This window comes from Marisediminicola sp. LYQ85, from assembly GCF_046600695.1.
Classification (GTDB): domain Bacteria; phylum Actinomycetota; class Actinomycetes; order Actinomycetales; family Microbacteriaceae; genus Marisediminicola.
This window is the reverse complement of record NZ_JBKIWO010000001.1, coordinates 385,781-410,468: the sequence shown is the minus strand read 5'-3', so window position 1 is coordinate 410,468 and position 24,688 is coordinate 385,781. Positions and strand designations below refer to the sequence as shown.

Genomic DNA, 24,688 nt, shown 5'->3' with positions numbered 1-24,688 from the left:
AGCGTCTCAGCGTCTCAGCGTCTCAGCGTCTCAGCGTCTCAGCGCCTCAGCGCCTCTCGACCTCGTCTTCGACGAACGCGACACGGCCGAGGGCGATCGCGGGGACGATGCACGCGACGGCGGTCGCGATGAGCACGAGAAGCGGCACCGTCCACGAACCGGTCGCGTCGTGGAGGAGCCCCACGGCGAGGGGACCGAGTGCCCCCACGGTGTAGCCGACGCCCTGAACGAAGCCGCTCATGGCGACCGAGCCCGCCGCCGTGCGGGAGCGGAGGTTGATGAGCACGATCGCGACGGGAAACAGGAGCGGACCTGCGCCGGCGAGAACGACCCACAGGAGCGGCACGGCGGTCGGCGCGAGCAGGAGGCCGGCGTACCCTCCGATGAAACACGCGATGCCCGCGAACACGAGCGGCGTCACCGACCGCGCCCGCACGACGAGGGGCGGGAGCAGGATGGCCGCGGGCAGCCCGACGAGACCGTAGACGGCGAGGAGCGCTCCCGCCTCGAGGGGCGTGACCCCCGACACGTCGGTGAGGATCTGCGGCAGCCACGAGAACGCGGCGTAGGCGTTGAGCGACGACAGCGCGAACACCGCGGAGACGGCCCACGCCGTGCGCGAGCGCCACACCGGCCCCGCGAGACGGCCCGTCGGCGCGACGGGGATGTCGGTGCCGGGGGCGGCGGAAGTGGAGGTGTCGGCATCGCTGGCGGTGCCGGCGTTGCGCGACGACATCCGCTCGCCGCGATTCGACGCGAGCACGGCGACCCACGGCACGAGCGCGGCCACGGCGAGCGCCGCCCACACGCCGAGAGACCAGCGCCAGCCCGCCGCGTCGGCGAGCGGCGCCGCGAGAGACGCCGAGACGGCCGTGCTGATCGACATCATCGACACGTAGACGGTCGTCAGAAGCCCGATGCGATCGGGGAAATAGCGTTTCACGAGGGGCGGCAAGAGGATGTTCGCGAGGCCGATACCCGCGAACGCGACGACGCTCCCGGCGAGCAAACCGCCGTACGACGGCGCGAGCCCCCGAGCGACGTGACCGAGAGCCATCGCGAGGATGCAGAGCACGAGGAGGCGCTCGAGACCCACGCGCCGCGCGAGCGAGCCGCCGACGAGACCGGAGATCGCGAACGCGACAGGCGGAAGCGCCCCGATGAGGCCGAGACCGACGCTGTCGATCGCGATGTCGGCGCGGATGTCGGCGACGATCGGCGAGATCGCGGCGACCGCGGTGCGGAGGTTGAGCGCGACGAGGACGATGCCGACGAGCACCGCGGTGCGGCCCGCCCACACGGGAAGCGGGCGGGGGGTGCGCATTAGGCTGAGTGTACCGACCGACGTGCGATCGAGGGCTCATGAACGACATCTCCCGACACCTCCCGTTCAGTCAGAGCGGCGGCGCAGACGAGACCGGGGTGACCGGCGACTGGCGGCCTCTCACCGCGTCGACACTCGACGTCGTGGCCGACCTCCTCGAGGGCCTCGAGCCCGCCGAGTGGGAGTCCCCCAGCAGGTGCGAGGGATGGCGCGTGCGCGACGTCGCCGGTCACCTCGTGTGGCGACTCGGCAGCTCGGTCACTCAGCTCGCGACGTCGAGCGCTCGAGCGGTGTTCCGCGAGAGGATCCCGCCCTCGAGGGTGGTCGACGAGTTGAGCCGCCGAGCCGCGCGGTCGACGCCCGAGGAGCTCGTCGCGAGCATCCGCTCCCTCGCTCGCGAACGGGTCTCGGCGAGCGAGAGCGGTCAGGGTCGAGGGCGAGGTCGCGGGCATCTGGCCGACCTCACCGAAGCGGTCGTCCACGGGTACGACATCTCGCACGCCCTCGGCCTGCCCCTCACGGTCCCCGCCGTCGCGTCGGGGGCGGTCGCCGTCGCGCGCTCGCTCCATGCCCCGAGCACCGTCAAACCCATCGTCACGAGGCGCACCCTGCGCGCGACGGACGCCGACTGGACGGTCGGGCGCGGCGAGGAGATCGCGGCGCCCGCGGCGACGATCATCCTCTTCCTCTTCGGACGCATCGCCCTCGACGCCGACGACGCGCGGGCGGCTCCCCCGGGCGTCGGCCCGGCGCCGGCTGCACCACCGACCGGGTGAAAGCCGACGGGAGGCTCAGGCGAGACCCAAGCGCGTCCTCCGCTTGACGAGCACGTGGCCGCGATCGGTCGAGAGGCGCGTCCACGGTCCCGCCTCGAACACGGCGACATCGCTCGCGGCGGCAGGAGCGACATCCCCCGCGGCGTGACCCTCGACGGCGGGGAGGAAACCGAGCGAGTATGCCGCGAAAGCCGCGCCCGTCGTGACCCTCTCGTTGTCGGGGAGCGGGCGACCCCACACCTCGGATCGCACGCGCTGCACGATCTGCTCGCCCGTGCCGGACGGGATCGCCGCAGCGACCTCGTCGATCCCCGCGCGAGCAGCCGCCTCGAGTGCCGAGCTCGACGTCGACCCGTTCGACGACCACCCCCCGCGAGGCGCGGAGATGGCCGCCCACGTGGCGGTGAGAACCTCGGGGGGAACCGACACGCGCACGGCGGCCGTGGCGTCGACCGACTCGTTCTGCAGCCGCACGATGCGGTCGAGGAGCCCCCGCACGGGCACGACGGCGTCGAACTCGGCGGGTTCGGTGAGAGCGAAGGTACGCAACCCGAGCACCGTCGGGGACTCGTCGAGCAGCCCGCTCGGATACAGCACCGCGACGTAGGCCGCGAGCACGCGACCGCTCGCCGTGAGGCGCACGGAACCGTCGTCGACGCGACCCGCCCGGCCGAGGAAGACCTGGAGGTCTGCGAGGGAAAGCGAATCGGTGAGAGAGAAGTCACGGCTCATGTGCCCTCTAAAATACTCTGCGCGGGGGAGCACGCCCTCCACGCGCACAATCGCACACGCACGATCGACAGTCGGGGAGAACCATGACCGATCAGCCACACACCGATCAGCCGCACACCGCTGAGCACGCTGCCGATCCGCTCGCCGGGCTCCTGACCGCCCTCGACCTCACCGACACGGGGGCGCGAACGAGCGAAGACATCTTCACGGGGCCGAGCCAGTGGGTTCCGCTCGGTCGGGTGTTCGGTGGCCAAGTGCTCGCCCAGTCTCTCGTCGCGGCCATGCGCACGATCCCCGACGACCGCTTCGTTCACTCGATGCACGGGTATTTCCTGCGCCCCGGGGATGTCGAGCTGCCGATCACGTTCTCGGTCGACCGCATCCACGACGGCCGCTCGTTCTCGACGCGGCGCACGCAGGCCTACCAGGACGGCAGCCCCATCCTCTCGATGATCGCGTCGTTCCAGATCGAGGATGCCGGCCTCGAGCACCAGGTCGAGATGCCCGCCGACCTCCCCGACCCCGAATCGCTGCCGAGTGCCGCCGAGGTGCTCGGCGCGCTCGACCACCCCGTGGCCAAGTACTGGGCCAACGATCGCCCCTTCGACATGAGGCATGTCCCCTCGCCCATCTTCTTGAGCGTCGAGGGCGCTCACGTGGCGCACCAGGCCGTGTGGATCAAGGCGGTCGGCACGCTGCCCGACGACCCCAACCTGCACCGGGCCGCCCTCGCCTACGCGAGCGACTACTCCATCCTCGAACCGATCTTCCGGCGCCACGGTCTCGCGTGGGTGACCCCGGGGCTCAAGGCCGCGAGCCTCGACCACGCGATGTGGTGGCACCGGTTCGGCAGGGTCGACGAGTGGATGCTCTACGTGCAGGAGTCACCCAACGCGATCGGAGGACGCGGGCTCTCGCTCGGGCGCATCTTCGACCGCGCGGGTCGCTTGCTCGCGAGCGTCGCGCAAGAGGGAATGGTGCGCCCCCCGCGCGCGTGACCCCGCCCCTGCCACCGCCCCCACCGAACACAGTTTCCGCGAGGGTGCGCCGGATCCGGCGCACGCTCGCGGAAACTGCGTTCTTTGGGCTAGGAGCGCTTGGTGAAGACGACGGGCTCCTCGAGGTAGGGACTCCACGCGTCACGGAGCTCGTCGCTGATGCGCGTCGGTTTGCCCGTCGCGGCCGTGACCATCACGAGAGTGGTCGCCGCCCGGGTGAAGAGGATGCGCGGGGTCACGCCGCTCGGCGAGTAGAGCTCGTAGCAGATCTCGAGACTCGCTCCCCCGATGCGTCCGATCCACATCTCGATGTCGATGGGCGCGCGCATGTAGGGAATCGGGGCGACGTACTCGATCTCCTGACGCGCGATGAGGCTGATGAGTTCGGCTCCGGGGCGAGCGTCGAGGATGGCCGTGGCTACAGCGGGTGCCGCCCCCGAGTCGGGTCGCCAGAACGCCTGGATGCGCGCCTCCTCGAGCAAGCGCAGCATCTCGGCGTTGTTGACGTGGGCGTACGCGTCGAAATCCGACCAGCGGAGCGGGATGTCGACGTGGATGCGGGTCATGCCGTCAGTCCCGCGTGAGCTTCCGGTAGGTCGCGCGGCTCGGCTTCGCCGCGTCGGGCCCGAGCCGCTCGATCTTGTTCTGCTCGTACGCCTCGAAGTTGCCCTCATACCAGTACCAGTTGGCCGGGTCTTCCGCCGTGCCCTCGTAGGCGAGGATGTGCGTCGCGATGCGGTCGAGGAACCACCGATCGTGAGTGATGACCACGGCGCATCCGGGGAACTCGAGGAGCGCGTTCTCGAGGCTGCCGAGAGTCTCGACGTCGAGGTCGTTGGTGGGCTCGTCGAGCAGGAGGAGGTTGCCGCCCTGCTTGAGCGTGAGCGCGAGGTTGAGGCGGTTGCGCTCACCACCGGAGAGCACACCCGCCTTCTTCTGCTGATCGGGACCCTTGAACCCGAACTGCGAGACGTAGCCGCGCGACGGGATCTCGGTCTTGCCGACCTGGATGAAGTCCTGGCCGTCGGAGACGACCTCCCACAGCGTCTTGTTCGGGTCGATTCCGCCGCGATCCTGGTCGACGTAGGAGATGTCGACGGTCTCGCCGATCTTCAGGTCGCCGCCGTCGAGGGGCTCGATGCCCGTGATGGTCTTGAAGAGGGTCGTCTTTCCGACACCGTTGGGCCCGATGACGCCGACGATCCCGTTGCGGGGAAGGGTGAAGGTGAGGTTGTCGATGAGCACGCGCTCACCGAAGGCCTTGTGCACCTTCTTCGCGTCGATGACCTGAGCGCCGAGGCGGGGCCCGACGGGGATCACGAGCTCCTCGAAGTCGAGTTTGCGGGTCTTCTCCGCCTCGTTGACCATCTCCTCGTAGCGCGCGAGTCGCGCCTTGGACTTGACCTGTCGGCCCTTCGCATTGCTCCGCACCCACTCGAGTTCCGACGAGAGGCGCTTCGCGAGCTTCGCGTCTTTCTTGCCCTGCACCTCGAGGCGGGCACCCTTCTTCTCGAGGTAGGTCGAGTAGTTGCCCTCGTAGGGGTAGAGGTGACCGCGGTCGACCTCGGCGATCCACTCCGCGACGTTGTCGAGGAAGTACCGATCGTGAGTGACGGCGAGCACGGCGCCGGGGTACTTCGAGAGGAACTGCTCGAGCCACAGAACACTCTCGGCATCGAGGTGGTTGGTGGGCTCGTCGAGGAGCAACAGGTCGGGCTTCGAGAGCAGGAGCTTCGTGAGGGCCACGCGACGCTTCTCTCCACCGGAGAGGCTAGTGACGGAGGCGTCGCCCGGAGGGGTTCGCAAGGCATCCATCGCTTGCTCGAGCTGCGAGTCGAGGTCCCACGCGTCTGCCGCGTCGATCTCTTCTTGCAGAGTGCCCATTTCGGCCAGGAGCGCGTCGAAGTCGGCGTCGGGGTCGGCCATGGCGGCCGAGACCTCGTTGAAGCGGTCGAGTTTCGCCTTGATCGGCCCGACGCCCTCTTGCACGTTCTCGAGCACGGTCTTCGACTCGTCGAGTTCGGGTTCCTGCATGAGGATGCCCACCGTGAAACCGGGGCTCAGTCGGGCTTCGCCGTTGCTCGGGGTGTCGAGCCCCGCCATGATCTTGAGGATCGTCGATTTTCCGGCACCGTTGGGCCCGACGACCCCGATCTTCGCTCCGGGGAGGAACGACATCGTGACGTCGTCGAGAATGAGCTTGTCGCCGACCGCCTTGCGGGCGCGCACCATCGAGTAAATGTATTCGGCCATCTGCCCAGTCTATTTGGGAGAAGCCTCGCCACCGACCCACGGCTCCGATCTCGCCGCGCGCTCGTCGCGAACGCCGCGCGTCGTCACCAGTCGATGGCGCGGGTCACTCCGAGGAGGCATCGGGTTTCGGCGACGACGGGCCCGACGCTGCTCGAGTAGCCGGAGGCGCTCGACTGGCCGATGAGGCATTCATCGCCGAACCGCACCGAGAACTGCACGGAGTCGGCTTCGAGGCCCGTGACCGTGCCGTCGGGCGTCACTTGCATGAGGTCTTTGTCGAAACCCGCCTCGACGAGATTGTCGATGATGGGTCGCCCTCCGGGGCGTGCGCCGTCGTCGAGAAGATCGGAGTTGACGAGATCGAAGTAGGCGCGGTTGTCGGCGGCCGAACCGTCGGGCACGAGTTCGGGGGCGGACTCGGGCGCCGACGGGCTCGGAGTCGGCTCCGCGCTCGCCGACGGCTCGGGCGTGAGCGACTCGGTCGAACACCCCGCGAGGGCGAGGGTCGCGGCGACGATCAGTCCCGTGAGGGCGAGCCCTCGGACCGCGCGCCGACCACTCTCGTTGACTCTGCGACGCACCACGCACTCCCGACTCTCACGATCGGAGGCGATCGCGTCGGGTCGAGTGTAGTGGGGCTCTCACCTTCGAGACCGAGAGCCGTGCTCACTCAGAACGGCGGTTCGGAGACCTCGCCGTCACCGAGCGACGCGGTCGCCCATTCGCTCTGCGCCGCGCCCTCGCCTGAGCCGCTACCGACGCTCGCCGGGGCATCGTGCGCGGCCGCGCTCTGGGGTGCGCCACCCCCTCCCGCCGAAGCGTGGGGCGCCGCGGAGGGGGTGGACTCGCCCGCGCCCGAATTCGTCGTCGAGCGCGACCACACCGCCGACCCCCACGCGAGGTCGTGGCCGAGCGAATCGGCCTCGATCTCGACCGTTGTCCCCGACTTGTCGTCGGCCCGCCAATCCCGCAGTCGCACCCTGCCGAGCACGACGACGCGGTCACCCTTACTCACGGATGTCGCGACGTTGAGCGCGAGCTGGCGGAAGGTCGTGACGGTGAACCAGTTGGTGTCTCCGTCGACCCACTTGTTCTGAGCGCGATCGAAGCGGCGCTGTGTGGAGGCGAGCCTGAAGCTCGTGATGGCGAGTCCCGCGCCCGTGAGCACGTGACGCGGAACGGTGCCGACTACGCCGGCGATGGTGATGGTGTCTGTCATGCCGAGAGTCTCGGCGCCCGGGCTCGCGAGAAACCGAGGTCGCCCGCATCCGTGGATGCTGCGACCTCGCACCGCCCTGGGGCGGGGAAGACGAGTCAGTGCTCGCGGAACTCCGGCCACTCCGACCCGGGCACGAGGCTCGCGTGCAGCGCGCGCTTCGCGACCTCGAGCGACGGGTAGGTCGCGCGCTCGCGCTCGTCACGCAGCAAGCGGAACGTGTAACCACCCACGACCCGGTGGACCGAACCGATCGCCCCGGCCGAGCCGAACGCGACCCACGTGTGGCGCTCCATCGTCAAGTTGTCGTTGCTCATCATTGAGCCCCTTCTCTCGTGACCCTCGGCGACCGACGCGAGGAGCGTCAGGACGCGAGGATGTATTCAGAATACGACTTGCGCACCTTATTTACCTTGGGGAGCGCGACGGCCATGCAATATCCCTGCCCGGGATTTTTGGCGAAGAAGTCCTGGTGGTAGGACTCGGCCTCGAACCACTCGCCGAGGGGTGAGATCTCGGTGACGATTCCGCCGTCCCAGATCTCGGATGCGCGGTCCCGAGCGGACTCGAAGAGAGCGCGCTGCGCGTCGTCCGTGTAGAACATCGCCGAGCGGTACTGCGTGCCGACATCCGCTCCCTGGCGGTTGAGTTGGCGCGGGTCGTGGAGCGTGAAGAAGACGTCGAGGATGACGTCGGCGGGGATGACGTCGGGGTCGAAGGTGACGGCGACCGCTTCGGCGTGGCCGGTGCGACCGGTGCAGACCGCCTCGTAGCTCGGGTAGGCGGTGTCGCCTCCCGTGTAGCCGGAGACGACCGACTCCACTCCCTTGAGTACGCGGTAAACCGCGTCGAGGCACCAGAAACATCCACCGGCGAGTACGAAAGTCTGCATGGTTCGACCCTACTTTCCCGGCCGCGGGATCTCCTGTGCGGCCTCTCACCTGAACACCGGATGCCGCTCCACCATTCCCCGGTGCCCGCGCCGCCCTAGGCTGGCAGCATGAGCTATGTCGCTGCAGAGAATCGCTACGAGTCCGTCGACTACCCGAGAGTGGGCCGGAGCGGTCTGCGCCTCCCCGCCATCTCCCTCGGCCTGTGGAACAACTTCGGTTCCGACCGACCGCTCGACACCCAGCGGGCGATCCTCCGCCGCGCTTTCGATCTGGGCATCACCCACTTCGACCTCGCCAACAACTACGGACCGGATGCGGGCGCCGCCGAGTCCAACTTCGGCACGGTGTTCGCGCGCGACTTCCGCCCCTACCGCGACGAGATGATCATCTCGTCGAAGGCCGGGTACGACATGTGGCCGGGCCCCTACGGCGACTTCGGTTCGCGCAAGTATCTGCTCTCGTCGCTCGACCAGAGCCTCGACCGCATGGGCCTCGACTACGTCGACATCTTCTACCACCACCGCCCCGACCCCGAGACTCCCATCGAGGAGACCATGGGTGCTCTCGCCACGGCCGTGCAGTCGGGCCGCGCGCTCTACGCGGGCATCTCGAACTACGACCCCGAGCAGACGGTCGCCGCGCACGCGGCTCTCGCCGAGCACAAGATCCCCCTGCTCATCCACCAGCCGCGCTACAACATGTTCGACAGGCACATCGAGAACGGGCTCTTCCCCGTGCTCGACGACCTCGGTATGGGCAGCATCGTCTTCTCGCCGCTCGCCCAGGGGCTGCTCACGAACCGCTACCTCGACGGCATTCCGGCCGACTCGCGCGCGGCCGAGGGCCGATGGATCAACTCGGAGACCATCAGCGACACCTACCTCGACCGCGCCCGCGGGCTCGAGGAGATCGCCCGCGGTCGCGGGCAGACCCTCGCGCAGCTCGCGCTCACCTGGGTTCTGCGTCAGCCTCAGGTCACCTCGGCACTCATCGGCGCGTCGAGTGTCACGCAGCTCGAGAACAGCCTCGGGGCCCTCGACGGCGCCGCGCTCACCGACGACGAGGTGACGGCGATCGACGAGTTCGCCGTCGACGGCACCGCGCGCTGACCCGCAGAGGCGGGCGGATGTTCGCGCACTCCTGAATGTCGCCCGTCGCGTTTAGCGTCGAGTCGACACAGCAGCCGGGCCGGCGGCGCGACAGGAGGAATGATGCCCACTCTCGATTTCGTCGACATCCGCCGCCCGACCGGCCTCGGCGTCGTGCAACTGCACGACGAACTCTGGAGGGTCACGACCGCCGATGGGGACGTGCTCGGATACGTCGAGCGGTTCACGGCCCCGGCAGGCCAACGGTTCCGTGCCAAGAGGTTCCTCGCGCGTCAACGCCGATTCATGGTCGACGGCGAGTTCTGGGCGATGAACGACGCTCTCGCGTGCTTCCGCGGCTGACGACGACGCGCGGCCCTCGCCTGCGCTGGCGCTAGCCGCAGCCTCATCCGACCCGCATTGTCGTGACACTCGGGCGATGGCCGACGCGGCGGGTCCGCGGCGGGCTATCTTGCCCCTATGCAGTGGTGGAATGACTTTCTCGAGTGGTTCGGTTCGAATGACGGGCAGACCGTCGTCGTGAGCGCGATCATCCCGTTCGTGGCGATCGTCGTCGCCGGCCTCGTGGCGGCCCTCATCGGGCGCGGGTCGACGAAGCGTCTCATCACCCTCAACGACCGGGAGAACCGCATCGCCGCCGTCGCGACGATGATCGGCGCCGCGCGCAAGGCGTCGGTGTGGAACACCCTGAGCGTGCCCGAGCAGCAGCACGCCGACCACGTGGCGAGCGAAGCCGATGTGCGCGTGCGACTCCTCGCCGTTCCCGGTTCGGGTCTCGCCGCCGATTGGGCCGCGCACCAGATCGCGTCGATGAAGAACGACTCGATCTCGTTCAGCTTCCAGGCCGAGCAATCGCTCCTCGAGTTCCGCGACCGGATGGTCACGTGGCAGGCGAAGCCGTCGCGCGCGAAGAAGCTCTTCAAGAACGACCTCGAGCTGTGGGCATACGAGGACTCCAAGAACTCGAAAGATCTCGTCACACAGCAGGAGGCGTGGGCGGCCGGGCAGGCGTCGAGCGGCTCGGGCTCAGCGGCGACACCGGCCCCCGCGGACGCCGCGCCCGCCGCTGCCCCGCGCAGTCTTGCTCCTCGCGCGGGTGCGTCGAACCCGGTTCCGCTGACCCCCGCGGTCGCGAGCGCGCCGTCGGCTCAGTCGCCCGCCGCCGTCATCGAGAACGATCCCGCGACGACTGTCGCGATGCCGGCGTCGCCCGAGCTCGTTGAGCCGACCGGGGCGCCGCGTCCGGCGTCCGCATCGACGCCGTCGACGCAGGGACCGTCGCCCGCCGGCGAGGACGACGATCTCGCGGAGGACCGCGGCGACGACATCTACTCGCCCCCCGTCAACGCGAACAGCGTGAGCAAGCGCATCAATCCGCCGCACGTGGGCGACGACGGCCGGTAAGCGCAGGGCTGGGCGGCCCGCGTCGGCGGCATGGTGCCCCCGGCAGGATTCGAACCTGCGACCAAGAGATTAGAAGGCTCCTGCTCTATCCCCTGAGCTACGGAGGCGCGGAGGGCGGTCCCACGATACCTCAGCGCGTGTGGCGCGCGGTCGTGACGCTCGCGAGCGGTCGTCGGGGTCAGATCGCTTTCGCGAGGGCGACGAGCACGTGGTCGCGCGTGGGCACGCCTTCGGCGCGGAAGACTTCGGCGTCGCTCGCGTCAAGCACCACGATGGTGGGGGTCGAGCGGATGCCGGCGCGCTCCGCTTCGGCGGTGTGGGCGGCGACATCCAGCTCGACGATGCGCACGGCCGGCACGAGCTTTTCCACGTCGACGAGTACGGCGCGCGTTTCAGCGCACGGGTCGCAGAACGCCGAGGAGAAGAACAGCAGTGTCATGCCGCGCGGAGGGTGTGCCGGCTACTGCCGGCCGCCGCGGTCTTCGGGGTCTTCGGCGGGCTCGCTGTCGGCTTTGTCCCAGCGGTAGGTGGCGTGCACTTTGCCGTCGACCTCGGTGGCGGAGACGATGTCGTAATTCTCGAGGGTCTCTTTGCCGTCGACGGCCGCGATCGCGGTCACCGTGGTGTCCCACGAGCCGTCGGTGCTGATGCGCTGGTCGGTCTGTCCGTCGTAGGGTCCGCCGACGTAGATGACGAGGTATTCGTCGCCGCGCTCGATGGAGGGTGTGGTTTCTGTCATAGTCCAGTCCTACCACGCTCCGATGCGCCGTCTCCTCCCCACCCTGCTGCTCGGCCGGGGCGTCGGGGGCTCGACGTTAGACTCGGCCCATGGGTACTGCTGCGGATCGTCTCGTCTGGATCGACTGCGAGATGACGGGACTCGATCTCGCTGTCGACGAGCTCGTCGAGGTCGCGGTGGTGGTGACCGATTTCGATCTGGAGCCGGTCGACGATGGATTCTCGGTCGTCATCAGGCCCGACCAGTCTGCGTGGGACAACATGGGCGATTTCGTGCGCGAGATGCACGCGTCGTCCGGCCTCGCCGACGAGGTGCCGAACGGCGTGAGCCTCGCCGACGCCGAGTTCGCGGTGCTCGAGTACATCCTCAAGTTCGTGCCGTCGGGTCAGCTCGCTCCGCTCGCCGGAAACACGATCGGCACCGATCGGGCGTTTCTGGCCAAGTTCATGCCGCGCGTCGACGGTCACCTGCACTACCGCTCGGTGGATGTCTCGTCGATCAAGGAGCTCGCGAAGCGGTGGTTCCCGCGCGTGTACTTCAATGCGCCGTCGAAGAACGGCGGCCACCGCGCTCTCGCCGACATCCTCGAGTCGATTCGCGAGTTGCAGTACTACCGTCTCGCCGCGTTCGTGGCCGACCCCGGGCCGTCGAGCGACGAGGCAGCCGCGGTCGCGTCGTCGGTCGTCGAGAGTTTCGCCCCGCGCCTGGGCTGATAGCGCCGCGTCTGGATTCGCCGCATCAGGCGCGTTCGCCGCGGTCGGCGTTCGTGTATTACGATGGTGTGGTTGTCGTCGTCGCAGTTCTGCGGTTGCGACTCGTGGTGGGCGTAGCTCAGTTGGTAGAGCGCTGGCTTGTGGAGCCGGATGTCGCGGGTTCGAGCCCCGTCGTTCACCCCAATACAGTGGGCCCCGCTTCGGCGGGGCCTTTCTGTTGGGGGTCCCGCCTGCTGGAGGCTCGGCCGGGTGTGACCATGGAGGAAGGGAGCGGTCGTGACGATCTCGTCCCCCGTCGGCGTGCTCGACCCCGAGGTCGTCGAGGCCCCGCGCACGGCGCCGCCCTGGTCGACGGTCGTCTGGAACGACCCCGTCAACCTCATGACCTACGTCTCGTGGGTGTTCCGCAGTTACTTCGGTTTCTCGCGCGAGCGTGCCGAGCGCCTCATGCTCGGGGTGCACAACGACGGGCGCGCGACGGTCGCGACCGGTTCCCGCGAGGAGATGGAACGCCACGTCGAGGCCATGCACGATTTCGGCCTCTGGGCGACCCTCGAGCGGGACGACTCGTGAGCACCGCATCGTGAAGGCGTTCACGCGCGCGGACCGCGGACTGGTCTCCGCCGAGTTCGAGCCCGTCGAGGCGGCCCTGCTGACGCAGCTCGCGAGCCAGGTCGCCGGGGTGCTGAGCACTCGTCGCGACGACGCGGCGCCCGCCGATCCGGTTCTCGCGCGCCTCCTGCCCGACGCCTACGCCGACAGTGACCATGCCGCGGAGTTCCGTCGGTTCACCGCGGATGGCCTGGGCGCGCGCAAGATCGGCAACGCGCAGCGCATCATCGCCGACGTCGCGGAGTGCCTGACGGCCGAGACCGAGACCGCCGTGCTGCTCGACGAGGCCGCGGTCGGGGCCTGGCTGCGCTCGCTCACCGACATCCGTCTCATGCTCGCCGTGCGACTCGGGATCTCGGATTCGGATGTCGACGACCCCGCGCCTCCGAGCGACGAGATGCTCATGCTCGGCGACATCTACGACTGGCTCGGCTGGGTGCAGGATTCGCTCGTCGACGCCGTGGACGAGCCGTGAGCCCCGACGATGTGGACGGCGAGGAGTTCGACAGGCTCGTCGTCGCCGAGCTCGACGAGCTCCCCGACGAGATGGTCGACGGACTCGACAACGTCGTGTTCGTCACGGAGGATCGCCCCGACGACGGTTCGCTCGACCTCCTCGGAATCTACGAGGGTGTCGCCCTCACCGAGCGGGGCACCTACGGCTTCGGGGAGTTGCCCGACCGGATCGTGCTGTTCCGGGAGCCTCTGCTCGCCGCGTGCGCCGACCTCGAGGAGCTGCGCGACCAGATCCACGTGACCCTCGTGCACGAGATCGCCCACTTCTACGGCATTGACGACGACCAATTGCACGAGCTCGGCTGGGCCTGAGCTTCGCCCCGGGCGCCGGCGCGGGCGCGGGTGCCGGCGCGGGCCCGGGCCCGGTCAGCGTTCCGCGTGCGCGGTCCCGGGTGTCTCCGCATCCGTCTCGAGTGGCAGGCTCTCGTCTGTCGACCACTCTTCGAGCGAGCCGTCGTAGATGCGCACCGAGTCAATGCCGATCGCGGCGAGGGTGAGTGCGTTCGCCGACGCCGAGATGCCGCCTCCGCAGTAGAGCAGCACCTCCTCGGCGCCGTCCACTCCCGCCGCATGGTAGGCCTCGGCGATCTCGGCCGCCGGCAGCATTGTGCCGTCGGGGGCGAAGAGGGCGCGAGCGGAGACGTTGACGCTCCCCGGGATGCGACCGCGGCGCGAGTAGCGGCTGACGGCGGTTCCCGCGAAGCTCCCCGCGGGCAGACCGCACACGAGGGGGCGCTCGTCGGCGGTCGCCCGCGCGACGAGCTCGGTCCGCGTGACCCAGGCCGCGCGGGTCTCGCGCGCCGACCACGGGGCGACGGCGGCGGGCGGCGCCGTCGGGCCGGTCTCGACGTCCTGCCCCGCCGTCGTCCATGCGGCGAGCCCGCCGTCGAGCACGCGCGCGTCGACGCCGACCCAGCGCAGCAGATACCAGAGGCGCGCGGCGAAGATCGTCTGCGTCGTGTCGTAGACGACGACAGGCGCGCCCTCACCGATGCCGAGCCGCGCGAGTTCGTCGACGACGGCCTGGGGCGAGGGGTGGGTGTAGTGCGTCGACCCGCGAGGGTCGGAGAACTGGCGCGCGACGTCGACGTAGAGTGCGCCGGGAACGTGGGCCCGCTCGAAGCCCTCACGAGCGTCGGTCGAGCGGTAGTCGCCGTCGAACTCGGGGTGCTCGAGGAGGTAGCTCGCGTCGAGCACGACGGGCGGGGTGGGGCCCGCGAGCTGGGCGACGAGTTGCGGCGCGGAGATCGTCGGGGGCGCGGTGGTCTGGGCTGCGGTGGGCTGGGCTGCGGTCGTCACGGCGCAATGCTACGGCCGTCGATCACGAGATCGGCGGATGTGTGCGGCGACTCGAGCGCGATGAAGCGGGCTTCGTCGCGCGCCCACGCCGACCAGTGCGGGGCGAACGTGTCGCCGTCGCGCTCGAGGGCGCGGCGTCGGCGCTCGGGTTCGTCGAGTTCGACCCACACGGTCGTCGTCGCGAGCGCCCGGTTGGCCGCGCTCGCGACGCCGCAGCCCTCGACGACGAGCGCCGATCCCGCGTCGACGCCGTGCCACTCGGCCGCGGTATCCGCTTTCCAGTCCCAGCGTCTCCAGCGACCGTCGACGCCTCGCGCGTGCGGTTCGAGCACGTGCTCGGTGACGTGTTCGCTCGCGGCGCGGAGCCCCGACCAGCCGGGGTAGATGTCGTCGAGCCGGATGAGGTCGACGACGCGGGAGTCGCGCCATCGGGCGACGAGTGCTTCGGCGAGCGTGGATTTGCCCGCGCCCGACCGGCCGTCGATGAGCACCACCGGCGGACGCCCGGAGAGCCCCTCGACGTGCGAGTGCTGCGCGGCGACGCGCCCGAGAATGACCTCGACGGCACTCGCGTGACCCTCAGCCGCCGACAATGAAGTTCCACTCCCCCAGCGCGACCGACACCGTCGTCGCCGTGGTCGCGACGACCACGGCGATCGCGATGAGCGTCCACTCGGGCCAGGAGAAGCGCGACTCGCGTGCCCACGTGCGCGGGGTCGACGATCCGAACCCTCTCGCCTCCATCGCGGTCGCGAGCTTGGTGCCCCGTCGCACCGAGAGCACGAGCAGCGCGAACGCCTGCCCGGCGAAGCGCCGGAGCCTGCCCGTGTCGCCGATGCCGCGCGCCCGGCGCGCGAGCTCGAGCGAGCGCCAATCGTCGGCGAAGAGGCCGACGAGTCGGAGGCCGGCGAGCGCCCCGAGCACGAAGCGAGCCGGGAGCCGCAGAACCTGCGCGAGTCCGTCGGCGAGGTCGGTCGGGTCGACGGTGACGAAGAGCACGACGGCCGGGAGCCCGATCGCGAGCACGCGCAGGGTCGTCGCGATGGCGAGTTCGATCGACCCGTCACTCACGACGATGAGCAGAAAACGCGCGTAGACCTCGCCGTCTTCGCGCCCGTAGAGCAGGGTCGTGATGCCCCCGAGCGGCGCGGCGATCCAGATCGGCAGGGTGCGCAGAAAGAAGCGGCGGGGGGTGAGGCCCGCGAAGAGGAAGAGCACGGCCTCGCACGCGAGCGCGACCGACGCCGAGACCCAGTCGATGCTGAGAACGAGAACGATGCTGACGATCGCCGCCGCCCCGAGCTTCGCGACGGGATTGATGCGGTACACCGCCTGGGGCCCCGCGACGGGGGTGAGGATGCTCACGACGAACTCGCGGTCGCGAGAATGTGGCCGTCCGCGCTCATCCGCAGCTCGACGTCGGCGAGGGCGTCGACGAGATCCCGGTCGTGCGTGATGCACACGACCGCGGTGCCGGCATCGAGCAGCTGGGCGAGGAGGTCGACGAGTTCGCGCCAGGTGCGGGCGTCCTGCCCGAAGGTCGGCTCATCGAGAACGAGCACGCGCGGTGCCGTGACGAGCATCGTCGCGACCGAGAGACGCCGCTTCTCGCCGCCCGACAGCGTGAAGGGGTTGGCTCGCGCGAGAGCGGTGAGCCTGAGCCTGTAGAGCAGAGCGGTGACGCGAGAGGTGGCGGATGCCTCGTCGAGCCCGGTCGCGCGGGCGCCGACCTCGAGCTCCTCGCGCACCGTCGCGGTCACGAACTGGTGCTCGGGGTCCTGGAAGACGGTGCCGATGCGGCTCACGAGGTCGCTCGAGCGCCACGAGAGGGGTGACGCCGTGAGCGACCCGGCGAGCGCGGGAGTGGCAGAGACCGTTCCGGAGACCGGGGCGAGCAGCCCGGCGAGGGTGAGGCCGAGGGTCGACTTGCCCGCGCCGTTCGGTCCGGTGATCGCGAGACACCGACCGCCGAGCACCTCGACGTCGAGAGCGGAGTGCACGACGGTCTTCGCCCGGCCGACCGCGAGGTCTGCGGTGCGGAGGAGAGGCACGACGTCGTCGGGTGCCTGCTCCCGCTCGGGGCGATCGGGTTTCTGCCCCGGAATCCACACCCCGATGTCGGTGAGCGCGTCGGCTGCGGTCTCGAGAATCACGTCGGGCGGGGCATCCGCGATCACCGACCCTCCCGGCCCGAGCACGACGACGCGATCGACGAGGTTCCACCAGACCTCGACGCGGTGCTCGATGACCACGAGGGTCGCCCCGGTCGACTCGAGCACCCTGTCGACGGCGCCGCGCACATCGAGCACTCCGTCGGGGTCGAGGTTGGCGGTCGGTTCGTCGAGCACGAGGAGGTCGGGTCGCATCGCGAGCACTCCCGCGAGAGCGAGGCGCTGCTTCTGCCCGCCGGAGAGTTGCGCTGTCGGGTGCGCGAGAGGCAGATCGAGTCCGACGGCCTCGAGAGCGCGGTCGACCCGCTGCCAGATCTCGGCGCGCGGCACCCCGAGGTTCTCGCACCCGAACGCGACATCGTCGCCGACGCGCGCGAGAACGACGCTCGCATCGGGGTCTTGGAGCACGAGACCGACCGTGCCGCGCACCGCGTCGGGGGCGAACCCGTCGACGAGGAGCGACCCCTCGCTCTCGCCGTCGTCGTCACCCCCGAGAACGCCCGCGAGGGCGTGCACGAGCGTCGACTTGCCCACGCCGGAGGCTCCGAGCAGAAGCACCCTCTCCCCGGGCTCGATGCGCAGGTCCACCCCGCGCAGCGCCCAGGCGGCGCGCCCGGCGTGCCGCCATCCCCAGCCGGCGATATCGACGCTGGCACCTCGATCGTCGTCCGCCGACGTCATCCGGGCGCCGTCATCCGCTGGTCGTCCTCACGCATGTATTCGCGGGCTCAGACGAGTTCCGTGGCCTCGCGGCCGGAGGCGAATCGGCCGAGCGCTCCCGTCTTCGCGAGTCCCCGTGCGAGCAGCCACGATCCGAGCCCGGCGATGACCGCGCCCGAGATCACGGCCGAGACCGCGTAGATGGCTTGGAAGCTGAAGCCGACACCGGGGTACCAGAGGAGGAGGTCGTTGATGGCCATCGCGACGCCCGCGCCGGCACCGGCGAGGATCGCGACTCCGACCTTCCAGTTCGCGTAGAAGAACAGGAGGAAGACCAGTTCGGCCCCGAGGCCTTGAACGAGGCCCGCCTGGATGGTCGCGAACCCGCCCCACTGCGCACCCAGCAGCGCCGAGACGACCGCGGCGACGAGCTCGGTGTAGAGCGCGGCACCCGGCTTGCGGATGACGAGGGCGCCGAGAACGCCCGCGAAGAGCCAGACACCGTAGAGCAGCGCCTGTGATCCGGGGAGGAAGGCCTCGAACGGCGCGGTGACGGGGGTGTAGAGCTGATTCCAGGCGAAGAAGACGAGGGCGGCGGCGACTCCGAGAACGCTCGCGACGACGATATCGACGACGCGCCACCGGAAGGTGATGCGGCGACCGGTGGGGGTGGATGTTTCTGGTGTTGTGGTGTGCACTGTCGTGCCCTTTCAGTCTCTGAAGCGGGCACGGGTGTGGGGCGCGGCGGTTGCCACGACCCGGAGAGAATCTGCCTCCCTGCGCTGGCATGATCCAGATCAGGTTCGACGGTCGAAGCTTGGAGAAGCTTCCTCTCAGCCCGGCTCACCGGACTCCCGTGTTCTCGACCAGCATACGACGCGATCGCCGCCGCGGGCACTTTCGATGTCCTCCGCGGCCCCCGTGTCAAGCACCCGTGGTCGCGCTGCCGTCGACGCGGGGACCGGTTACGGTTAGGCGACCCCTCATCGAAGGAAACGCATGGAAACCTGGCCTGGATCCGCCTACCCGTTGGGCGCCACTTTTGACGGCAGCGGAACGAACTTCGCCCTCTTCAGCGAGGCGGCCGAGAAAGTCGAGCTGTGCCTCTTCGAGGAGGACGGCACCGAGACCCGCGTGCAACTGCACGAGGTCGACGCCTACGTCTGGCACTGCTACCTGCCGCAGATCCAGCCGGGTCAGCGCTACGGATACCGCGTGCACGGCGAATACGACCCCGAATCGGGCAAGCGCGCGAACGCGAACAAGCTCCTCCTCGACCCGTACGCCAAGGCGACGTGCGGCACCTTCGACTGGGATCAGTCGCTCTTCAGCTACAACTTCGGCGACCCGCTCTCGGTCAACAACGACGACTCCGCCGCGCACATGATGCTCGGCGTCGTCATCAACCCGTTCTTCGACTGGGCGGGCGACCGTCACCCGAAGGTGCCCTACGCCGAGAGCGTCATCTACGAGGCCCACGTCAAGGGGCTCACGCAGCTGCACCCCGACGTTCCCGAGGAGCAGCGCGGCACCTACGCGGGACTGGCGCACCCCGTCATCATCGAGCACCTCCAGCGCATCGGTGCGACCGCGATCGAGCTCATGCCGGTTCACCAGTTCGTTCAAGACTCCACGCTGCTCGACAAGGGTCTGCGCAACTACTGGGGTTACAACACGATCAGCTTCTTCGCCCCGCACAACGAGTACGCCTCGACGGGCGATCTCGGCCAGCAGGTGCAGGAGTTCAAGGGCATGGTGCGCTCGATGCACGACGCCGGCATCGAGGTCATCCTCGACGTGGTCTACAACCACACCGCCGAGGGCAACCACATGGGCCCGACCCTGAGCTTCCGCGGCATCGACAACGAGGCGTACTACCGCCTCGTCGAAGACGACGAGCAGTTCTACATGGACTACACCGGCACGGGCAACACCCTCAACGTGCGCCACCCGCACTCGCTCCAGCTCATCATGGACTCGCTCCGCTACTGGGTCACCGAGATGCACGTCGACGGTTTCCGCTTCGACCTCGCGTCGGCGCTCGCCCGCGAGTTCTACGACGTCGACAAGCTCTCGACATTCTTCGAGCTCGTGCAGCAAGACCCGATCGTGTCTCAGGTCAAGCTCATCGCCGAGCCGTGGGATGTCGGGCCCGGCGGATACCAGGTCGGCAACTTCCCGCCGCAGTGGACCGAGTGGAACGGTAAGTACCGCGACACCGTCCGCGACTTCTGGCGCGGCGAGCCCGCGACGCTCGGCGAGTTCGCCTCACGGTTCACGGGCTCGGCCGACCTCTACGAGCAGGATGGCCGCCGCCCGGTCGCGTCGATCAACTTCGTCACGGCGCACGACGGCTTCACGATCACCGACCTCGTGTCGTACAACGAGAAGCACAACGACGCCAACGGCGAAGACAACAACGACGGCGAATCGCACAACCGCTCGTGGAACATGGGGGTCGAGGGGCCGACGGACGACCCGCGCATCCAGACGCTGCGCGCGCGTCAACAGCGCAACTTCCTCGCGACTCTCCTGCTCTCGCAGGGTGTGCCGATGGTGCTCCACGGTGACGAGCTCGGGCGCAGCCAGGGCGGGAACAACAACACCTACGCGCAAGACAGCGAGATCTCGTGGGTGCACTGGGATCGTGCGGACAAGCCGCTGAGCGACTTCGTCTCCGCCGTCACCAAGCTGCGTCGCGAGCACCCGACCTTCCGCCGGGCTCGCTTCTTCGACGGCCGCCCCGTGCGACGCACCGAGGGTGAGCCGCTCCCCGACATCGTGTGGCTCACACCCGACGGCGGCGTCATGGAGCCCGAGGACTGGGACTCCGGTTTCGGCCGCTCGATCGGCGTGTTCCTCAACGGCAGCGGAATCCGCGGGCGGGATGCTCGCGGCGAGCGCATCACCGACGTCAACTTCCTCGTCTACTTCAATGCTCACGACGACGTCGTGGAGTTCCAGCTCCCGGCCGACGAGTACTCGGGGCAGTGGGAGACGGTCGTCGACACCGCGGGCGCCGGCGCCGACAGTCCGCCGCTCGCTGCGGGCGCGATGGTGCCGATCGGCGCCAAATCGCTCGTCGTCCTGCGCGCGTTCACCGAGCCCGAAGCCGAACCGGACCACTCGGTCGCCGCGTCTCTCGCGATGACCCAGTCGATCCCGGTGATCGACCCGTCGAGCCTCTGATGCGCGTTCCCGTCTCGACCTACCGGCTGCAGATCCGCGAGTCCTTCGACTTGCGGTCGGCTGCGGCGGTCTCGCGCTACGTGCACGACCTCGGTGCCGACTGGGTGTACTTCTCGCCCATCCTCACCGCGGAGAAGGGCTCGGATCACGGCTACGACGTGACCGACCACGCGAGCATCGATCCCGCGCGAGGTGGGGCGGACGGGTTCGCGGCCGCATCGGCCGCCGCGCGCGAGGCCGGGCTCGGGGTGCTCGTCGACATCGTCCCCAACCACGTCGGTGTCGCGACCCCCGCGCAGAGCGTGTGGTGGTGGGACCTCCTGACCCACGGGCGCGAGTCGCGCTACGCCGAGGCGTTCGACGTCGACTGGGAGTTCGGCCGGGGCAAGGTGCGCATCCCCGTGCTCGGTGACGACACCGAGGGCGCGTCGGAGCTCGACAACCTCGAGATCGTCGCGGGCGAGTTGCGCTACTTCGACAACCGCTTTCCGATCGCCCCCGGCACCGCCGACGACGGAGCCTCGCCCGCCGAGGTGCACGCGCGGCAGAACTACGAGCTCATGAACTGGCGTCGCGCCGACGCCGAGCTCAACTACCGCCGCTTCTTCGCCGTCAACACTCTCGCGGGCATCCGGGTCGAGACCCCGTGGGTCTTCGACGAGTCGCACGTCGAGATCTCCCGCTGGTTCAGCGAGGGGCTCGCCGACGGGCTCCGGGTCGATCACCCCGACGGCCTCGCCGACCCCGGCGGCTATCTCGATCGCCTCGCGGGCGTCACGGCGAACGCCTACGTGCTCGTCGAGAAGATCCTCGAGGGAGACGAGCCCCTCCCCACCTCGTGGGCGACCTCGGGAACGACCGGCTACGACGCTCTCGCCGAGATCGACCGCGTTCTCGTCGACCCCGCGGGGCGCGAGCGCCTCGACGAGCTCGACTCGAGGCTGCGCGGGGGCGGCGACACGGTCTCGTGGACCGCCCTCATCCACACGACGAAGCGGTCGATCGCCGACGGCATCCTGCGCTCGGAAGTCCTCCGCATCGAACGCGACCTCGGTAGCGTCGCGCCCGACGAGGTCGGCGGGGTCACGGCCGACGCGATCGCCGAAGTCCTCACGTGCTTCCCGGTCTACCGCTCCTACCTGCCTCTCGGTCTGCACCACCTCCACGAGGCTGCCGAGCTCGCGCGTCACCACCGGCCCGACCTCGCCGACGAGGTCGGGCGACTCCTTCCGGTGCTCGAGAATCCCGGCCACCCGGCCGCTCGGCGGTTCCAGCAGACCTCCGGGATGGTCATGGCCAAGGGCGTCGAAGACACGGCGTTCTACCGCTACACGAGGCTCGGAACCCTCACCGAGGTCGGCGCCGACCCCTCGGAGTTCGCCGTGGCACCCGAGGAGTTCCACGCGAGGCAGGCACGCCGCCACGCGAATCACCCCGCCTCGATGACGACCCTCTCGACTCACGACACCAAGCGCGGCGAAGACGTGCGTGCCCGACTGAGCGTGCTCGCCGAGATCCCCGACGAGTGGGCCGCGGCGCTCGGCGACCTGCGCGAACTCTCGCCTCTCGGAGACGGTCCCCTCGAGTCGCTCCTCTGGCAAGCGATCATCGGGTCGTGGCCGGCGTCACGCGAGCGACTGCACGCCTACGCCGAGAAGGCGTCGCGCGAAGCGGGCGACTCGACGGCGTGGACGGCGCCCGCCGAAGACTTCGAGACGCGGATGCACGCGCTCATCGACAGCGCGTTCGATGACGAGCGCGTGGCGGCGGTTCTCGATCGCCTTCTCGGTCGCATCACCGCGGCCGGGTGGAGCAACTCGCTCGCCGCCAAGCTCCTCCAGCTCACGGCCCCCGGCGTCCCCGACGTCTACCAGGGCAGCGAGCTGTGGGAGACCTCGCTCGTCGACCCCGACAACAGGCGCGAGGTGGACTTCGGTCTGCGCGCGCTCTACCTCGCGGCGATCGACGGCGGCAGCATGCCCGAGGTCGACGAGACGGGTGTCGCCAAGCTCCTCGTCGTGTCACGCGCGCTGCGCACCCGGCGTGACCACCCCGAGCTCTTCACCCGCTACGTCGGGGTGCCCGCGTTCGGTGCTCGCGCCGACAACGTCGTCGCCTTCGACCGCGGCGGCGCCATCACCGTCGCCACTCGACTGCCGCTCGGGCTCGCGCGCGACGGCGGCTGGGACGACACGATCATCGAGCTCGCCGGTCGCCCCGTCGTCGACGTGCTCACGAACCGTCGATTCGACGGCGGCACGATCCCGCTCTCCGAGCTCCTCGCCACCTATCCCGTCGCCTTGCTCGTCCCCGCAGAAACGGTTCAGCCATGACCTCGACCCCGATGTCGTCCCCCGCACACCCGTTCGACATCTGGGCTCCCCTCGCCTCGGCGATGACCCTCGTGGTCGACGGCACCGAGCATCCGATGGTCTCGGCCGACGGCGGATGGTGGACGGCGCGCGAGGTCGACGCGACCCCCGGCGCCGACTACGGCTACCGGGTCGACGGCGACGAGACCGTGCTGCCCGACCCCCGCTCGCGGCGTCAACCCGACGGCGTACACGCGCTCTCGCGCGTCGACGACCCGGGCGCTTTCGCGTGGACCGATTCCGACTGGACGGGCAGGCAGCTCGGCGGCGGAGTCATCTACGAGCTCCACATCGGCACCTTCACGCCCGGTGGCACCCTCGACTCGGCGATCGAGAAACTCGACCACCTCGTGTCTCTCGGTGTCGACTTCGTCGAGGTCCTCCCCGTCAACGGGTTCAACGGAACCCACAACTGGGGTTACGACGGGGTGCTCTGGTATGCCGTGAGCGAGAGCTACGGCGGCCCCGAGGCCTACCGTCGTTTCGTCGACGCGTGCCACGCGCGCGGGCTCGCCGTCATCCAGGACGTCGTCTACAACCACCTCGGCCCGAGCGGCAACTACCTCCCCCGGTTCGGTCCCTTCCTGCACGAGGCGAGCGCCAACACCTGGGGGTCGTCGGTCAACCTCGACGAGCCCGTCGTGCGCCGATACATCCTCGACAACCTGCGACTCTGGCTCGACGACTATCACGTCGACGGTCTGCGCCTCGACGCCGTGCACGCTCTCGTCGACACCTCCGACACGCACATCCTGCAGGAGATGGCGGAGGAGACGGATGCGCTCTCGGCCCACTTGCGCAAGCCGCTCACCCTCATCGCCGAATCCGACCTCAACGACCCCACGCTCATCACCCCGCGTGAGGCGGGGGGCTACGGTCTGCTCGCGCAGTGGAGCGACGACTTCCACCACGCCGTTCACGTCGCGCTCTCGCGTGAGACGACCGGGTACTACGGCGACTTCGCGAAGCTCGAGTCGCTCGAAAAGGTGCTGACTCGCGGTTTCTACCACGACGGCACCTACTCGTCGTTCCGCGAGCGCGACCACGGCAAGCCCATCGACACCGAGTCGATGCCCACGTGGCGTCTCGTCGTCACGAACCAGAATCACGACCAGATCGGCAACCGTGCCATCGGCGACCGCCTGGCGGCGACACTCGACCACGGTCAGCTCGCGATCGCGGCGGTTCTGACCCTCGCGGGCCCGTTCACCCCGATGCTCTTCATGGGCGAGGAGTGGGGGGCGTCGACGCCGTGGCAGTTCTTCACGTCGCACCCCGAGCCCGAGCTCGGCACCGCGACGGCGGAGGGCCGCATCCGCGAGTTCGAGAAGATGGGCTGGGACCCCGCGGTCGTGCCCGACCCTCAGGACCCGGCGACGTTCGAGAACTCGAAGCTCGACTGGGCAGAGGCGGAGTCGGGCGATCACGCGCGACTTCTCGCGCTCTACCGCGAACTCGCGATCGTGCGCCGCACCGTTCCCGACCTCACCGATCCGCGATTCGCCGAGCTGTCGGTCGAGCACGTCGACACCGACGCGCAGCGGACGATGATCATCCGTCGCGGTGCGACGACGATCGCCGTCAACTTCGGCGAGTCACCGGTGACTCTCGCGGTGGGCGGAACGACGCTCTTGTCGACGGATGCCGCGGCCGACGTCTCCGCCGACTCCACGACGCTCCCCGGGCACAGCGCGGTCATCCTCGGCTGAGGG

At 69.3% G+C, this 24,688-nt stretch carries 27 protein-coding genes, 2 tRNA genes and 1 riboswitch; of the genes, 13 read left to right on the top strand and 16 right to left on the bottom strand.

What is annotated here, in order from left to right:
• Window positions 1–46: 46 nt before the first annotated feature.
• Window positions 47–1,324 (bottom strand): MFS transporter, encoded by a 1,278-nt coding sequence (locus ACLHG5_RS01915; RefSeq protein WP_411317701.1) that lies wholly within the window; start codon window positions 1,322–1,324, stop codon window positions 47–49.
• Between the two features lie 38 nt (window positions 1,325–1,362).
• Between ACLHG5_RS01915 and ACLHG5_RS01910 the strand changes: the two genes are divergently transcribed.
• Entirely contained in the window at window positions 1,363–2,100 is a 738-nt protein-coding gene (locus ACLHG5_RS01910) for a maleylpyruvate isomerase family mycothiol-dependent enzyme (protein ID WP_411317700.1), read from the top strand.
• Between the two features lie 15 nt (window positions 2,101–2,115).
• Here ACLHG5_RS01910 and ACLHG5_RS01905 read toward each other — a convergent pair whose 3' ends face one another.
• Complete coding sequence (locus ACLHG5_RS01905) at window positions 2,116–2,832, bottom strand: hypothetical protein (protein ID WP_411317699.1); 717 nt, start codon at window positions 2,830–2,832, stop codon at window positions 2,116–2,118.
• 83 nt (window positions 2,833–2,915) lie between these two features.
• On the opposite strand from ACLHG5_RS01905, the gene ACLHG5_RS01900 reads away from it, so the two are divergent.
• Window positions 2,916–3,830 carry an acyl-CoA thioesterase gene (locus tag ACLHG5_RS01900; protein WP_411317698.1) on the top strand — a complete coding sequence of 305 codons (915 nt, stop codon included), beginning with the start codon at window positions 2,916–2,918 and terminating at the stop codon, window positions 3,828–3,830.
• A gap of 89 nt (window positions 3,831–3,919) precedes the next feature.
• Here ACLHG5_RS01900 and ACLHG5_RS01895 read toward each other — a convergent pair whose 3' ends face one another.
• The 6 genes from ACLHG5_RS01895 to msrA form a co-directional block, all read right to left on the bottom strand.
• Complete coding sequence (locus ACLHG5_RS01895; protein WP_411315890.1) at window positions 3,920–4,396, bottom strand: acyl-CoA thioesterase; 477 nt, start codon at window positions 4,394–4,396, stop codon at window positions 3,920–3,922.
• Window positions 4,397–4,400: 4 nt separating this feature from the next.
• On the bottom strand, window positions 4,401–6,083 hold the full coding sequence (ettA, locus tag ACLHG5_RS01890; protein ID WP_411317697.1) for an energy-dependent translational throttle protein EttA: 1,683 nt from the start codon (window positions 6,081–6,083) through the stop codon (window positions 4,401–4,403).
• Window positions 6,084–6,166: 83 nt separating this feature from the next.
• Window positions 6,167–6,667, bottom strand: a complete 501-nt coding sequence (locus ACLHG5_RS01885; protein WP_411315892.1) for a DUF6993 domain-containing protein — start codon at window positions 6,665–6,667, stop codon at window positions 6,167–6,169.
• Window positions 6,668–6,753: 86 nt separating this feature from the next.
• A complete protein-coding gene (locus ACLHG5_RS01880) occupies window positions 6,754–7,302 on the bottom strand; it encodes a single-stranded DNA-binding protein (protein WP_411315893.1) in 549 nt (182 codons plus the stop codon).
• Between the two features lie 95 nt (window positions 7,303–7,397).
• Window positions 7,398–7,616 (bottom strand): methyltransferase, encoded by a 219-nt coding sequence (locus ACLHG5_RS01875; protein WP_411315894.1) that lies wholly within the window; start codon window positions 7,614–7,616, stop codon window positions 7,398–7,400.
• Window positions 7,617–7,663: 47 nt separating this feature from the next.
• Window positions 7,664–8,191 (bottom strand): peptide-methionine (S)-S-oxide reductase MsrA, encoded by a 528-nt coding sequence (gene msrA / locus ACLHG5_RS01870; RefSeq protein ID WP_411315895.1) that lies wholly within the window; start codon window positions 8,189–8,191, stop codon window positions 7,664–7,666.
• A 108-nt stretch (window positions 8,192–8,299) separates the two neighbouring features.
• Here msrA and ACLHG5_RS01865 point away from each other — a divergent pair, with 108 nt between their 5' ends.
• The 3 genes from ACLHG5_RS01865 to ACLHG5_RS01855 all read left to right on the top strand — a co-directional run bounded on the left by ACLHG5_RS01865 (window position 8,300) and on the right by ACLHG5_RS01855 (window position 10,705).
• Window positions 8,300–9,301: an aldo/keto reductase gene (locus ACLHG5_RS01865; RefSeq protein WP_411317696.1), complete on the top strand. Its 1,002-nt coding sequence runs from the start codon at window positions 8,300–8,302 to the stop codon at window positions 9,299–9,301.
• A gap of 102 nt (window positions 9,302–9,403) precedes the next feature.
• Window positions 9,404–9,643, top strand: a complete 240-nt coding sequence (locus tag ACLHG5_RS01860; RefSeq protein ID WP_411315897.1) for a hypothetical protein — start codon at window positions 9,404–9,406, stop codon at window positions 9,641–9,643.
• Between the two features lie 117 nt (window positions 9,644–9,760).
• Window positions 9,761–10,705, top strand: a complete 945-nt coding sequence (locus tag ACLHG5_RS01855) for a hypothetical protein (protein WP_411317695.1) — start codon at window positions 9,761–9,763, stop codon at window positions 10,703–10,705.
• Between the two features lie 31 nt (window positions 10,706–10,736).
• On the opposite strand, the gene ACLHG5_RS01850 is transcribed toward ACLHG5_RS01855, so the two are convergent.
• The 3 genes from ACLHG5_RS01850 to ACLHG5_RS01840 form a co-directional block, all read right to left on the bottom strand.
• Window positions 10,737–10,812 (bottom strand) — tRNA-Arg (locus ACLHG5_RS01850).
• Between the two features lie 71 nt (window positions 10,813–10,883).
• Window positions 10,884–11,144 carry a thioredoxin domain-containing protein gene (locus tag ACLHG5_RS01845; protein ID WP_411315899.1) on the bottom strand — a complete coding sequence of 87 codons (261 nt, stop codon included), beginning with the start codon at window positions 11,142–11,144 and terminating at the stop codon, window positions 10,884–10,886.
• A gap of 21 nt (window positions 11,145–11,165) precedes the next feature.
• On the bottom strand, window positions 11,166–11,444 hold the full coding sequence (locus ACLHG5_RS01840; protein ID WP_411315900.1) for an oligoribonuclease: 279 nt from the start codon (window positions 11,442–11,444) through the stop codon (window positions 11,166–11,168).
• Window positions 11,445–11,533: 89 nt separating this feature from the next.
• Between ACLHG5_RS01840 and orn the strand changes: the two genes are divergently transcribed.
• The 5 genes from orn (at window position 11,534) to ACLHG5_RS01815 (ending at window position 13,597) form a co-directional block, all read left to right on the top strand.
• Window positions 11,534–12,157 carry an oligoribonuclease gene (gene orn / locus ACLHG5_RS01835; RefSeq protein WP_411315901.1) on the top strand — a complete coding sequence of 208 codons (624 nt, stop codon included), beginning with the start codon at window positions 11,534–11,536 and terminating at the stop codon, window positions 12,155–12,157.
• 107 nt (window positions 12,158–12,264) lie between these two features.
• Window positions 12,265–12,340: transfer RNA gene (locus tag ACLHG5_RS01830), tRNA-His, on the top strand.
• Between the two features lie 99 nt (window positions 12,341–12,439).
• Window positions 12,440–12,730, top strand: coding sequence for an ATP-dependent Clp protease adapter ClpS (gene clpS / locus ACLHG5_RS01825; RefSeq protein WP_411316332.1), 291 nt, complete (start codon window positions 12,440–12,442; stop codon window positions 12,728–12,730).
• Window positions 12,731–12,740: 10 nt separating this feature from the next.
• Window positions 12,741–13,244 carry a DUF2017 domain-containing protein gene (locus tag ACLHG5_RS01820; RefSeq protein WP_411317694.1) on the top strand — a complete coding sequence of 168 codons (504 nt, stop codon included), beginning with the start codon at window positions 12,741–12,743 and terminating at the stop codon, window positions 13,242–13,244.
• A gap of 71 nt (window positions 13,245–13,315) precedes the next feature.
• Entirely contained in the window at window positions 13,316–13,597 is a 282-nt protein-coding gene (locus ACLHG5_RS01815; RefSeq protein WP_411316333.1) for a metallopeptidase family protein, read from the top strand.
• Between the two features lie 54 nt (window positions 13,598–13,651).
• Here the strand turns inward: ACLHG5_RS01815 and ACLHG5_RS01810 are convergent, their stop codons facing one another.
• The 5 genes from ACLHG5_RS01810 to ACLHG5_RS01790 are packed head-to-tail and all read right to left on the bottom strand — an operon-like array spanning window position 13,652 to window position 18,113.
• The gene (locus ACLHG5_RS01810) at window positions 13,652–14,584 is read right to left on the bottom strand and encodes a sulfurtransferase (RefSeq protein ID WP_411317693.1); all 933 of its coding nucleotides are present in this window, start codon (window positions 14,582–14,584) and stop codon (window positions 13,652–13,654) included.
• Window positions 14,581–15,177 (bottom strand): AAA family ATPase, encoded by a 597-nt coding sequence (locus ACLHG5_RS01805; protein WP_411317692.1) that lies wholly within the window; start codon window positions 15,175–15,177, stop codon window positions 14,581–14,583. The genes ACLHG5_RS01810 and ACLHG5_RS01805 overlap by 4 nt, the downstream gene beginning before the upstream one ends.
• Complete coding sequence (locus ACLHG5_RS01800) at window positions 15,164–15,949, bottom strand: energy-coupling factor transporter transmembrane component T family protein (protein WP_411317691.1); 786 nt, start codon at window positions 15,947–15,949, stop codon at window positions 15,164–15,166. The genes ACLHG5_RS01805 and ACLHG5_RS01800 overlap by 14 nt, the downstream gene beginning before the upstream one ends.
• The gene (locus ACLHG5_RS01795; protein WP_411317690.1) at window positions 15,946–17,436 is read right to left on the bottom strand and encodes an ABC transporter ATP-binding protein; all 1,491 of its coding nucleotides are present in this window, start codon (window positions 17,434–17,436) and stop codon (window positions 15,946–15,948) included. The genes ACLHG5_RS01800 and ACLHG5_RS01795 overlap by 4 nt, the downstream gene beginning before the upstream one ends.
• Before the next feature lie 47 nt (window positions 17,437–17,483).
• Complete coding sequence (locus tag ACLHG5_RS01790; RefSeq protein WP_411317689.1) at window positions 17,484–18,113, bottom strand: ECF transporter S component; 630 nt, start codon at window positions 18,111–18,113, stop codon at window positions 17,484–17,486.
• A gap of 58 nt (window positions 18,114–18,171) precedes the next feature.
• Window positions 18,172–18,283: riboswitch (TPP riboswitch) on the bottom strand.
• A 131-nt stretch (window positions 18,284–18,414) separates the two neighbouring features.
• Here ACLHG5_RS01790 and glgX point away from each other — a divergent pair.
• Genes glgX through treZ form a run of 3 tightly spaced genes read left to right on the top strand, consistent with a single transcriptional unit; the run spans window position 18,415 to window position 24,685 of the window.
• The gene (gene glgX, locus ACLHG5_RS01785; RefSeq protein ID WP_411315908.1) at window positions 18,415–20,604 is read left to right on the top strand and encodes a glycogen debranching protein GlgX; all 2,190 of its coding nucleotides are present in this window, start codon (window positions 18,415–18,417) and stop codon (window positions 20,602–20,604) included.
• Window positions 20,604–22,937 (top strand): malto-oligosyltrehalose synthase, encoded by a 2,334-nt coding sequence (gene treY / locus ACLHG5_RS01780; protein ID WP_411317688.1) that lies wholly within the window; start codon window positions 20,604–20,606, stop codon window positions 22,935–22,937. The genes glgX and treY overlap by 1 nt, the downstream gene beginning before the upstream one ends.
• Window positions 22,934–24,685, top strand: coding sequence for a malto-oligosyltrehalose trehalohydrolase (treZ, locus tag ACLHG5_RS01775; protein WP_411317687.1), 1,752 nt, complete (start codon window positions 22,934–22,936; stop codon window positions 24,683–24,685). The genes treY and treZ overlap by 4 nt, the downstream gene beginning before the upstream one ends.
• The last annotated feature ends 3 nt before the right edge of the window (window positions 24,686–24,688 follow it).